The organism is Leuconostoc sp. BM2, assembly GCF_002095565.1.
Taxonomy (GTDB): Bacteria; Bacillota; Bacilli; order Lactobacillales; family Lactobacillaceae; genus Leuconostoc; species Leuconostoc falkenbergense.
Map to the genome: position 1 here is coordinate 1 of NZ_MOWQ01000005.1, position 12,961 is coordinate 12,961.

Consider the following 12,961-nt stretch of genomic DNA (forward strand, 5'->3'; position numbering starts at 1 on the left):
TCCAAGCTACAACTGATACTACTCAATATCAGTGGCCAGCATAATCGATACAGCATGTGGTTGGCGATTGCAGTGATTGTCAGGGCGGCAGTCTTTTAAAGTAGTTAAACTACAGGGGGATCAAACCTATACCAGTTGACCAAAGCCAATGACAATTAGAGACTATCATACGGTGTTCAATTAGTGAAGAGAAAACAGTCATAAAAATAAAAAATAATGTAAGTCTTTAAACTTACTATACGAGGCGGGTATAATATGAGATATGACAACGAGAGAACTAGAACTATATCATGATTATTTACAAGCGGAGCGCCAATACTCACCGCAAACCTTAAAAGCGTATCTCACTGATATCACCGAATTTGAAACATATTTATCTGAAAATGGCGGATTTACGCAATTTAAAGACGTTCAGGGACTAGATGTTCGCGTGTTTTTGAATGATCTTTACGAACATAATTTAGCACGAACAACCATTTCGCGTAAAATTAGTAGCCTTCGTATGTTTTATCAATTTTTGATTGCGAATAAATTTGCTTTGGATAATCCATTTGATAACGTGGCATTAAGAAAACATCAAAATCATCTACCTGAGTTTTTTTATGAAAATGAAATGCAGGAGTTATTTGATGTGGCCTATGATCATTCAGATAAACTTTGGCAGCGAAATGCTGCTTTACTGGAGTTTTTATATGCAACTGGCGCCCGTGTGGCGGAGATTGCTAGTTTGCAACTTGAGCAAGTCGATTTTTCGCAACGCTTAGTTTTAATTCATGGGAAAGGTAATAAAGACAGGTATGTACCTTTTGGTCATTTTGCATCAATAGCGCTGTCAACTTATATTGATGGATTACGATCAGATTTGACAGCAGGTATGGATCATCGTGTGGTCTTTGTTAATCATCGTGGGCAACCTATCACAACTGCAGGGATTACTTATATTCTTGATCAGCTCATGAAACAATCATCATTAACTGGCAAAATTCATCCCCACATGTTGCGACACACTTTTGCGACACATTTGTTAAATCACGGTGCTGACATGCGTACGGTGCAAGAATTATTAGGCCATGTCAATCTTTCTACGACGCAAATGTATACACACGTTACGCGAGAAAGCTTGCAAAAAAATTATCAAAATTTTTTTCCACGCGCAAAAAAGTAAACGCTTCACAAATGACAAAAAACAAGGTAGAATTATAGTTATGATAACTCTTGAAAATAAAAACCTAATTGTAAAAATCAATGAAGAAGGTGCTGAACTGACAAGCGTTTGGCATAAAGATGCTGAGTTGGAATACATTTGGATTGCTGATCCCAAATACTGGGGCCGTCACGCTTCTAATCTATTTCCAATTGTTGGTCGCTTACGTGGCGATCAATTTAAAGTGGCTGGGGAAACTTACTACATGAACCAACACGGTTTTGCCCCCAACATGGTCTTTGATGTTGTTGAGCAGAGTGAGAATAAAGTTGTTTTTCGTATTGTTGACACGGAAACAACACATCGTGTTTTTCCTTTTAAATTTCAGCTAGATATTAGTTATGAGTTAGGGGACGATGATACACTACATGTGGCCTATATTGTCCACAATCCGGACACTGAAGAATCATTGTTCTTCAGTGTTGGTGGGCACCCAGCATTCAATTTGCCGCTTGATGGCGGTAAATTCTCCGACTATTATTTGTCAATTGAACCAGAAGTCACGTATGATCGTGTTCGCCTCGTGGGACCATATTCAAATCCTAATAACCCAACGCCGTTTAATGCAAGTATTCCGCTTCGTTTACGACAAGAGGATTATCATGATGACGCGATTATTTTGAAGCTAGATCGTCAGAAAACATCATTTTTGTTAGCGCGATTGGCTAATCAGCACGGTTTACGCATGGTTTTGGATAATGCACAGTATATTGGTGTGTGGACACCAGCCGGCAAACAAGCACCGTTTATTGCACTTGAACCATGGTGGGGTATTGCTGATACAGTTGACGCTAGTGGTAACTTCAAGGAAAAGTTTGGTGTCAATGTTTTGGCAGCAGGTGACACGTTTGAAGGCACTTATAGTCTACAATTCTTTTAAAAAATCAAGACGTTTTAGCAGGTAGAGTTAATTTATTTTTTTATGAGAATTTAATTAGTTGTTGACAACTTTATTAAATTCCGTTATGATAAATAACATCAAATATTAAAGGTTAGGAAAAAATGAACAAAACAATCTTAAACAACAATAGTTATTTTTACTTCTGGTTTATGTAAACCCGTCGCACGCTGCGTGTGTCGGGAACGACGCACTTGGCGACCAGAAGTTTTTAAAGGTTGGGTCACTAGGTTGTAATGAACACTTAGTGACGTTCTATTTTTTCAGATAATGAATTTTCTGTTAAACCGAACTAAGTGTTATGCACTTAGTTCGGTTTTTTATATTACGGAGAATGATATGACAACAAATATTAGTATTGAAACGCAGACAATTAATACGTTGCGATTACTTTCGAATCAAATGATTACCAAGGCTGGCTCAGGGCATCCTGGTATAGCGTTGGGAGCGGCTCCTATTCTGTATGAATTGTATGCTAATCAACTTAAAATTAATCCAGAGAATCCGAAAATGATTAATCGAGATCGTTTTGTCCTCTCTGCTGGACATGGCGCTGCCTTATTATATGCAACTTTGCATCTGGCTGGTTTTAATATTTCTAGTGATGATCTGCAAGCTTTTAGGCAACCTTATTCGATAACTCCGGGCCATCCAGAAGTTGGCGTGACACCTGGTGTTGAAGCAACAACTGGTCCCTTGGGACAAGGATTGGGAATGGCTGTGGGAATGGCGATGGCGGAGGAACATTTGCGGGCTCATCACCCTGAGGTAATTAATCATTATACATACGCATTGGTCGGTGATGGTGATTTGATGGAAGGTGTTAGTCATGAAGCGGCTTCACTTGCTGGTCAACAACAGTTAGAACGGCTAATTGTTTTGTACGATGACAACCAAGTCAGTTTAGATGGACCAAAAAAGCGCACTGATGTGACTGATAACATTGCCCGTTTTCAGAGTTATGGTTGGCAAACATTACAGGTTGATGATGGTAATGATTTACACGCAATCCATGACGCAATTGAAATAGCCAAAAAGAGTAATACACCTACCTTAATTGCAGTTAGGACAGTTATTGGTGATTTTGGACCATTTGCCGGTTCAAATAAAGCGCACGGCACACCATTACAATCAAAGGATCTCCTTGATTTAAGTCGAAACTTAAATGTTACCATTGAAAATTTCAAAGTACCTGCTCAGTTGCTATCAGACATGAAAAAGCGAATAGGACAACGTTTGAATCAAGAGAAACAGCCATCTCTTTCAGCCCTGCAAGCTTATGAGTTGTCAACAAAAGCAGGCAAGCTAAAAGTACCAACAATTGATGATGATTTGAAACAGCAAGCTGGTCGTAAAATTTCTAAGAATATTTTGCAAAAATTTGCGCAACAACTACCCAATTTGTGGGGTGGTTCAGCTGACTTAGTGGCTTCAACCAATGCTGAAATCGTTGAGTCGGATTTGTTTGATGCACAAAATCGTGCCGGTCGTAATATTGCGTTTGGTGTTCGGGAGTTTGCGATGGGCGCAGTGATGAATGGTATTGCGTTACATGGTGACACAAAAATATTTGGCGCAACATTTTTAGCTTTTTCTGATTATATGAAGGCTGCAATCAGATTGAGTGCACTTCAAAAATTACCTGTGATTTATGTTTTCACGCATGACAGCGTAACTGTTGGTGAAGACGGTCCAACGCATCAACCAGTCGAACAATTAATGGCGTTACGTTCTATTCCAAATGTCGATGTTCTTCGACCAGGGACGGCCAATGAAATAGCATTAGCTTGGCAACAAGCTTTAACGTCAATTGACAAACCAACAATCTTGATTTTGAGTCGTGGTAATTTAGGCACTCAAGGTAATCAAGTACAAGCCAGCACTGCTCAGAAATATGGCGCTTCAGAGATTATTCATAACGAACGGGCTAAAATCAATTTGATTGCTACGGGGTCAGAAGTTCAAATTGCCATAAAAGTCAAAGAATTGTTACCTTTTCCTGCAAATGTCATCAGTATGCCCAATCTTAGGAAATTTCAGTCATTAGAAAAATCTAAACGGCATAACATTGTTGACGAATATGCTACAAAAAATGTCATAATAGAAGCAGGAACTCGTCTGGGATGGCGCGAAATCGCACAGGATAATGGGCTGATTTTTGGGCTTGATGATTTTGGCATGAGCGCTGCACCAGACATTGCGTTACGCGAATTGGGATTTGACGCTCACGCAATCAGTGCACGAATTATTGAGGACTTAAAATGACTTTATATGGTTTATTGGCTTACCCAGCAGGACACTCATTATCACCAAAGATGCAAAACGCTATGATTGACGCAGCTCACATTGATGCTTATTATCAGTCATTTGAGGTAGCACCACAATTATTTGAGCAGGCGATTGTTGGTTTAAAGACGTTACAAATTAATGGCTTTAATGTTTCAACACCATATAAAAATCAAATTATCGACTATTTGGACGATATTTCACCGTTGGCACAGAGATTACAGGCCGTTAATACAGTGAAACGCATAAAAAACAGACTAGTAGGTACGAACACTGATGGGGATGGGTTTTGGCAAAGTATTAAACGTCAACAGCCCAAAGAAAACATTGTAGTCATCGGTACTGGTGGTGCTGCTCGTGCCATTATTGCTAGTGCACGAGAGTATGGGGTTAGAAATATATCTGTTTTCAATCGTGCACATCAAAATTGGTCGCAACGCGAGACTGAAATTGCCTATTTGAGTCAAGGCATCGGACATTTGGAAGACTTGGCTGACAATCAGGCTTTAACACAAGCATTGCGCCAAACAGATATGCTAATCAATGCAACAACTGTTGGCATGAACGATGCGCGAACTTTGCTAACAGATTATCAGTTATCACTCATGCCTTTGCATAGTCTGGTAGTTGATATTATTTATCGCAATCAGCAGACTGCGCTTTTAAAATCAGCGTCACAACGTGGATTGTTGACGATGAATGGTGTATCTATGTTAGTTAATCAAGGCGCGCTAAGTTTTGAATATTGGTTTGACCAGCCAGCGAATCGACGTCTAATGGCAGCAGCCATTACATCTTAAAGACATTATTATAAAAAGTGGAGAATAAAACATGATAATTATTGCAAAATCAAAAGAATCTGCTCAGCATATTGCTGAGATGTTAGACCATCAAAACCCAATTAAACCAGTGTTTGTTCATGATAACCGCGTTGCTTTAGCAGGTGTCAAGACTTTGTCTGAAACTGAGTTACATGAAGTAAAATCAGAAATTGTAGAGATTATTACCAACCATCATTCAGCAATTAAGTCGTCACGTGATTTTCATCCAGAAGATACGATCATTAAAACACCTCACAGCGTCATTGGTGGACAACATTTCACATTGATGGCAGGACCTGATTCAATTGAGTCTCCAGCTCACGTTGAGGCCATGGGAAAGGCAGTTAAAGCAGCTGGGGCTACCGTGTTACGCGGTGGCGCATTTAAGCCTAGAACCTCGCCATATTCTTTCCAAGGTAATGGTGAAGCAGGGTTGAAAGCCCATCGCGCGGCCGCTGATGCCCTTGAGATGGATATGGTGACCGAAATACTGGACACTCGAGATGTTGACTTGGTAGATTCATATACCGATATTTTTCAAGTTGGTACACGTAATATGCAAAACTTTGCATTGTTGAAGGCACTAGGCAAGAAACAAAAACCGGTAGTATTAAAACGTGGTATGTCAGCTACGATTGACGATTTGTTGAATGCTGCAGAATACATTGCTGCAGGTGGCAATGACCAAATTATCTTGATGGAGCGCGGTATCCGTACCTATGATAATAAATACACACGCAATACCTTAGATGTCTCTGCAATTCCTGTTTTGCAATCGTTGACGCACTATCCGATTGTAGCTGATGCTTCTCATGCGGCTGGTGTCTCTAAATTTGTGACGCCCCTAGCATTAGCTGCTGTGGCAGCAGGCGCACAAGGACTGATGACAGAAATTCATGATGATCCTGCACATGCCTTTGTTGATGGTGCTCAAGCTTTGACGCCGGATGAATTTAAACTGTTAGCAGACAAGATACGTCAAATTCGGGAGGCAATTAAATGAGTCAAGTGATTGTTGAATTAGCAACAAAAACTTACGAAGTTAAGATTGATAAACAACTACACAAGCACATTGGTGAAGAACTGAGTCAAGTTTGGAGCAAACGTAAAATAGCATTGCTGACAGATAGTAATGTTGGACCGGTTTACTTATCAGATACTGAAATGCAATTACGTTCTGCAGGTTATGAGGTATTGCCGCTGACTGTTCCAGCTGGAGAATCATCAAAATCATTGCCTGTTGTTGGTGAATTGATTTCAAAAATGGCTTCGGCAGGATTCACACGTGGCGATGGTGTTATCGCTCTGGGCGGTGGTGTCATTGGTGATTTGGGTGGTGTGGTCGCTTCCTTATATATGCGAGGCATTGCCTTTGTACAAATTGCCACATCGCTCACCGCGCAGGTTGATTCGTCTGTTGGTGGCAAAACAGCTGTTAATTTAGGTGACACAAAAAATATTGTGGGATCATTTTACCAGCCAGATCTTGTATTAGTTGATACGACTTATTTGGACACGTTGTCTGATCGTGATTTAGTCGAAGGATATGGGGAAGTGGTCAAAACATCAGCACTGACTGGTGGCGATTTTTATCAATTGACCGGTACAATCAAGAGTGTTTCAGACATACGTGGTCAAGCACAGACCTTGTCTGAGCGAGCAATTACTTACAAAGCATCAGTGGTAATGGCTGACGAAAAAGAATCTGGGCAACGTCAGTTTTTGAATTTTGGTCATACGTTAGGTCATGCGATTGAGTTACTGGCACACGGTCAACTCCGTCATGGTGAAGCAGTAGCCATTGGTATGATTGCCATTAGTCAACGCTTTGAGCGTGACGGTATAACCCCCAGTGGCATGACTGATTCATTGCGCGATCGTTTGACAGCAGTTGGATTACCGACAACCTCACCGTTGATTGGCACACCTAATTTTTTCAAACATCTAGTGAACGATAAAAAAAATCACGGTGGCGTGTTAAACTTAGTTGCACTTGCTAAGATTGGTGAGCCAATTATTGTTAAGAAAAATATAGCCGATATGCCGGCATTTATGGAGAATTAATATGCGTTATACAACTGCTGGCGAAAGCCATGGACCGGAAGAAATTGCCGTCATTGAAGGCATTCCGGCTGGATTACATATTACACAAGCTGATATTGATGAGCAACTGGCGCGCCGCCAACAAGGATATGGTCGTGGTGAACGACAAAAAATTGAAACAGACACCGTTACTTTTCTCACTGGTGTTCGCCATCAACTGACCTTAGGTTCGCCAATCACATTAAACGTTCATAACGACGACCATAATAACTGGTCTAAAATTATGGCGCCAGATGATCCGGCAACATCAGAAAACACACTACGAAAAGTTTTACGTCCACGTCCTGGTCATGCTGATTTGGTAGGTGGTATGAAGTATCGTCATCATGATGATTTGCGTAATGTATTAGAACGATCATCTGCCAGAGAAACAACAATGCGAGTAGCAGTAGGTGCAGTCGCCAAAAAGTTACTATCAGAAATTGGTGTGGATGTTCATGGCTTTGTGGTTAATGTTGGACCCGCTAAATCGGATTTGAATGACTTAACAAAGTATCATGATTTAAACGAATTACGTTTAGTGACAGAGAGCTTTCCAACACGAGCGTTATCAGCTGAGGCCGACGCAGCAATTCGCGAAGTAATCGATCAAACAAAACGGAATGCTAACACTGTGGGTGGTCAGGTTCAGGTTATGGCCACTGGAATGCCAGTTGGACTAGGTTCGTACGTATCGGCTGATACAAAATTAGATGCTAAAATTGCGCGCGCAATTGTTGGCATAAATGCCTTTAAGGGTGTTCAATTTGGTGGCGGTTTTGATAATGCTGAAAAATTTGGCGACCAAGTTATGGATGAAATTTTTTGGGATGAAAAGCGTGGCTTTTATCGTGGTTCTGATAATCTGGGTGGTTTTGAAGGAGGCATGACGACTGGTGAGGCGATTGTTGTGAGAGGCGTTGTGAAACCTATCCCAACACTTTATCGTCCTATGCAATCAGTTGACATTGATACACATCAAGACCACAAGGCGTCAATTGAACGTTCAGATACGACGGCCGTGACAGCTGCAGCAGTTATTGCTGAGGCGATGGTTGCTATTGAATTGGCCAAAGCGGTGTTAGACAAGTTTGATGCAGATAATATTGATCGAATGAAAGAACAAGTTGAACGTTATCGTGACGAAATTAGATCATTTTAAAAATAAGCGGTTTTCACCGCGTACATAAAAATTGGAGACATAAACAATGATTAAATTGACACAAGCCCCTAAATCTGGCCTTCATGGTGAAATTATCGTGCCTGGCGATAAATCTATCTCTCATCGCGCGTTGATGTTTGGCGCAATCGCAACCGGTGAAACAAATATTGAAAATTTCTTGCCGTCTGATGACGTGATGCATACAATGAGAGCTTTTCAACATTTGGGTGTTTCGATTACACAAAATGGCCGAAAATTGCATGTTGTTGGACGCGGGATTAAGCAATTTAAGGTACCAAAACAAGCACTGGATATGGGAAACTCGGGGACATCAACACGATTGTTAATGGGGCTACTCAGTCGCCAGCCTTTTGATATCCAATTATTTGGGGATGATTCTCTTAGTCAGCGACCCATGAAACGCGTCGCAACACCTCTACTACAAATGAGTGCCAACATCGCGTTAGCTGAGGATGGCACTTTGCCAGCCACACTTCATGCGAATAAGACATTAAAAGGGATAACTTACGAAATGCCAGTTGCTTCTGCGCAAGTAAAAAGTGCTATATTACTTGCGGGTATGCAGGCTGACGGTGTGACTAGAGTGATTGAAAAGTTGCCAACTCGTGACCACACAGAGCGAATGTTAAAACAATTTGGTGGTGTAATTAACAGTAAAAATGGTGTTATTGAAGTGACAAAACAACCAGAGATATTCGGGCAAAACGTCATCGTGCCGAGCGATATTTCAAGTGCAGCATTTTTCATTGTGGCGGGTCTAATTACGCCTAATTCAGACATAATCCTCAAAAACGTTGGTGTTAATCCAACCAGAGATGGGGTACTGAAGTTGTTAAAACGCATGGGTGCGAGCATCAACGTGAATCAGATACAAAATGAAGGCGAACCAATGGCTGATATCATGGTTAAAGCACAACCGCTTCATGGTATTGAAATTACAGCTGAAGATGTTCCCGGCGCTGTGGATGAATTGCCAATTTTAGCATTGGCTGCTACGCAAGCGATTGGTGACACCGTTATCACTGGGGCTGAAGAACTTCGTGTCAAAGAAACGGATCGAATTGCCACAGTGGTAACGGAGCTAAGTAAAATCGGTGCAGATATTCAAGAAACGCCAGATGGCATGATTATACATGGTAAAACACCATTACACGCGCTTAACGAGTCAGCATTGCTCGATTCTCACGGCGATCACCGCATTGGTATGATGAATGTCATTGCTGCCTTAATTACTAAAGGTGACGTTGTATTGATGGGTGAAGATGCAATGAGCGTGTCATATCCAGGTTTTTTGGAAGATATGAACGCCTTAATGAGAGAGAAAAAATGACAAAAATAGCAATAATCGGTTTAGGTGAGATGGGCGCCTCAATAGCGGCTGTATTATCTCAAAATGCTAATCACGAAGTAACTGGTGTTGATTCAGATACTAAAGCAGTAGACTTTGCTTTAAAAACAGGGATTATAACTAAAAAAGCGTCAAATATCGAACAAATAGCATCGCAAATGGACGTTATTATTCTAGCAACACCAGTGAATATTATTAGCCAACTAATCGTTCAGTTGAGTCATTTGACGTTGAAAAAGCGCGTGATTATTACTGATACGGGGTCAACAAAACGTGAGATTATGGCGTTAGCAGAAAAATTGTTAACGCCACAAAATATCACTTTTATTGGGGGTCATGCCATGGCTGGCACGCATAAAAGTGGTGTGTATGCGGCAGACATAAACTTATATCATAATGTTATTTACTTTTTGATGCCAAGTACCATTAGCACGAGCGATCCCTTAATTGACTTATTCAGGCCACTTGGCGCAAATTTTAAAACGATGTTAGTCGATGAACATGATGATTTAATGGCTATGATCAGTGATGTGCCACATATTGTGGCTTTTGCACTGGTTAACGCTGCCACTAGCCGTTTGGGCGCAGCAAATAAATTCGGTCAGTATGTGGCTGGTGGTTTTAAAGACACAACTCGTATTGCTGCTAGCGATCCAGAATTATGGACAGACGCTTTATTGAGTAATAGCGCTGCTGTTTTAGATAGTCAAAAACAACTGATAGTTGAATTGGAAAAGTTTAATACGGCCATTCTTGCCAATGATCGTTCTAAACTGATGGCAATGATTACTGAAGCAAAAGCGTCACGAGAAACATTATTAGACAGATAATTAGGGAAAAATCATGATTAAAGAACCAGATACACTGATGCTAGTGGGATTTATGGGTGCTGGAAAAACTACCGTTGGTAAAGAAATCGCACGTCAGCATCATTCACAATTTATTGATATTGATTCGGAAATTGAACGCGTTGCAGGGAAAACAATTCCTGAAATTTTTATAGAACGTGGTGAGATTGGCTTTCGAGCGCTTGAGACGCAGGTGTTGGCGTCAGTGCAAACTTTTAATGGTGTGGTGGCAACAGGTGGCGGTGTCGTTGAGCGACCTGAAAATATAGCTGTTTTAAAAAATTCACCCGCAACAATCATTTATTTGCACGGCAACTTAGAGAGTACAATCGGTCGGCTTATCATTGAAGGGCAAAGGCCACTACTGCAAGAGAAGTCCACCGCAGAATTTTTTGCGCTCTGGAAAGAACGTGATCCAAAATATCAAAGTGTTGCCAACATGACGGTAGAAACGGTCGGAAAAACACCTGCACGGATTGCAGCTGAAATCATTGCCTTATTTAGTGCAAACGAGGATGAGTTAGCTCTATTGGCACTTCGTTCACAAATTGATGCTTTTGATCGTCAAATTTTTAAAATCATTGCACAGCGATTAGAGGTAGTCTCATCAGTAGCGCGATATAAAGAAAAATTTGGGATAGCAACAGTTCAAAAAAATCGAATGGTCCGCTTGCGAAATGATTTAAAAGCAGATTTTGCATTTTCAGAGGACATTACGGATGATATGATTGATGCTGTGATGGCGATTCTCATGCAGGCGGCGATTGATAAAGAAAACCGTCAACTAAACAGGTGAAACTATGAAATTACACACTTTGGGACCAGTTGGTACAGATTCACAAATTGCTGCAACGCATTATATGACGAATCAAACTTTGATTTTGCATGATACTTTTGAAGAAATATTAACGCATTTATCAGATTTTAGTGGGGACGAACTTATCATGCCAGTGGCTTTTAAGTCCAATCAGGAGCAAAATCTAAACTGGGTTGATTTCAATTATCTATCATGGGAAAATATAACAGTACGCGCCACATTTTCATTACCATTGATGCCATTAATTGTTGTGGAAAATTTGGCGTATCAGCGAAATATCGCCTTAACACATGCAGCAACGGAAGGCCTGATGAAGCGCTATTTAACTAAGGTTGGGTTAGATGATGCTTGGGGACCATCAGTTATCTTTTCCCCCAGTAAAATGGTGGCGATGACAGATTTTATCCATGACCAAGACCGTCTGACTATTATTTCTGCTGATCAATTTAATAAATTACCTGAGAGTCGTGACTCACGTTACGTCGTGCGACAAACTTTAAAACCACCGATGATTTGGGTAGTGTATCATATTAATTAGTAAGTCATTTTGAACAATGACTCAAAAAAAGGATTAAAGGCATGACACTAAGACAACTACTACATATTCCAGCAACAACTGACAAGCCACTCATTGCAGTGCCATTGATGCTAGGACCAACTGGTAAACTAACACCTTTTGCCCAAAAATTGCAGGCACAGAACCCAGATATTGTTGAATGGCGAGCTGATTATATCGCTGATGATTTTAGTCAAGCAGTGGTGTGGCAGCAGGTAAAAGCTGGTGCGCAGGCGGAACTGAATCAAAAAAATGTCTCGACAATGACTGAAGCTAAAATGCTGGCAGAAATTGACAACGCTAAACAAGAATTTTTGGCAAATTGGCCGATGATGAATCAGCAAGTAATCAAGGAATTGACTGCTGCCGTATTTAACAGTGTTGGTGAGTTTCCAGTATTGTTAACTTATCGCACTCAGTCTCAAGGCGGAAAAGGTGAAATGTCACCAGTTGAAGTAGCCACATTTTTAACTTTTGCTTTACAATCTGGTTATCCTTTTGCTGCCGTGGATATTGAATATACAATGCCTGAAGAACTGCGCGCGAAGGTGATTACCACTGCCCGACAACAGCAGGTACCCGTGATTTTGTCGTATCATGACATGAATCAAACTCCCGATGATTTGCACGCGCAGCTGGTAGATATGGCTAGAAGTGACATTGATGTTATTAAATTAGCAGTGATGCCACAAAATGACAATGACGTTGATCGCTTATTGTCAGCAACGCGGGCCTTTTCGGAATCACAAGATAAGCCACTGATTACAATGAGTATGGGCCAATTAGGTGAAAAAACTCGGATTATTGGTTATCAATTTGGCTCTGAATTAACGTTTGCTGCGTTAGATGGGACACCAATTAGTGCACCAGGACAGATATCGATAAGCGAATTGTTGCAAGCCTGGCAGTAATTTGCTA

The 12,961-nt window shown here is 40.9% G+C and carries 12 protein-coding genes; all 12 read left to right on the forward strand.

Annotated elements, in window-relative coordinates; all coding sequences use genetic code 11:
- The first annotated feature begins 262 nt into the window (after positions 1–262).
- The 12 genes from xerC to aroD all read left to right on the forward strand — a co-directional run bounded on the left by xerC (position 263) and on the right by aroD (position 12,954).
- A complete protein-coding gene (xerC, locus tag BMG01_RS02845) occupies positions 263–1,165 on the forward strand; it encodes a tyrosine recombinase XerC (protein ID WP_004914163.1) in 903 nt (300 codons plus the stop codon).
- Positions 1,166–1,205: 40 nt separating this feature from the next.
- Positions 1,206–2,084, forward strand: a complete 879-nt coding sequence (locus BMG01_RS02850) for an aldose 1-epimerase family protein (RefSeq protein ID WP_084013426.1) — start codon at positions 1,206–1,208, stop codon at positions 2,082–2,084.
- Between the two features lie 357 nt (positions 2,085–2,441).
- Positions 2,442–4,367 (forward strand): transketolase, encoded by a 1,926-nt coding sequence (locus BMG01_RS02855; protein ID WP_036068283.1) that lies wholly within the window; start codon positions 2,442–2,444, stop codon positions 4,365–4,367.
- Positions 4,364–5,188 carry a shikimate dehydrogenase gene (aroE, locus tag BMG01_RS02860; protein WP_036068285.1) on the forward strand — a complete coding sequence of 275 codons (825 nt, stop codon included), beginning with the start codon at positions 4,364–4,366 and terminating at the stop codon, positions 5,186–5,188. Before BMG01_RS02855 ends, aroE begins: the two co-directional genes overlap by 4 nt.
- A 31-nt stretch (positions 5,189–5,219) precedes the next feature.
- A complete protein-coding gene (aroF, locus tag BMG01_RS02865) occupies positions 5,220–6,212 on the forward strand; it encodes a 3-deoxy-7-phosphoheptulonate synthase (protein ID WP_036068287.1) in 993 nt (330 codons plus the stop codon).
- Positions 6,209–7,273 carry a 3-dehydroquinate synthase gene (gene aroB / locus BMG01_RS02870; protein WP_036068290.1) on the forward strand — a complete coding sequence of 355 codons (1,065 nt, stop codon included), beginning with the start codon at positions 6,209–6,211 and terminating at the stop codon, positions 7,271–7,273. The genes aroF and aroB overlap by 4 nt, the downstream gene beginning before the upstream one ends.
- Before the next feature lies 1 nt (position 7,274).
- Positions 7,275–8,453, forward strand: a complete 1,179-nt coding sequence (gene aroC, locus BMG01_RS02875) for a chorismate synthase (protein WP_004910406.1) — start codon at positions 7,275–7,277, stop codon at positions 8,451–8,453.
- Between the two features lie 46 nt (positions 8,454–8,499).
- Positions 8,500–9,804 (forward strand): 3-phosphoshikimate 1-carboxyvinyltransferase, encoded by a 1,305-nt coding sequence (gene aroA / locus BMG01_RS02880; protein ID WP_036068293.1) that lies wholly within the window; start codon positions 8,500–8,502, stop codon positions 9,802–9,804.
- Positions 9,801–10,652 (forward strand): prephenate dehydrogenase/arogenate dehydrogenase family protein, encoded by an 852-nt coding sequence (locus BMG01_RS02885; RefSeq protein WP_036068296.1) that lies wholly within the window; start codon positions 9,801–9,803, stop codon positions 10,650–10,652. Before aroA ends, BMG01_RS02885 begins: the two co-directional genes overlap by 4 nt.
- A gap of 13 nt (positions 10,653–10,665) precedes the next feature.
- Positions 10,666–11,466: a shikimate kinase gene (locus BMG01_RS02890; RefSeq protein WP_036068299.1), complete on the forward strand. Its 801-nt coding sequence runs from the start codon at positions 10,666–10,668 to the stop codon at positions 11,464–11,466.
- A gap of 4 nt (positions 11,467–11,470) precedes the next feature.
- Positions 11,471–12,025 (forward strand): hypothetical protein, encoded by a 555-nt coding sequence (locus tag BMG01_RS02895; protein WP_036068301.1) that lies wholly within the window; start codon positions 11,471–11,473, stop codon positions 12,023–12,025.
- 41 nt (positions 12,026–12,066) lie between these two features.
- Positions 12,067–12,954: a type I 3-dehydroquinate dehydratase gene (gene aroD, locus BMG01_RS02900; RefSeq protein WP_036068303.1), complete on the forward strand. Its 888-nt coding sequence runs from the start codon at positions 12,067–12,069 to the stop codon at positions 12,952–12,954.
- Positions 12,955–12,961 lie beyond the last annotated feature (7 nt).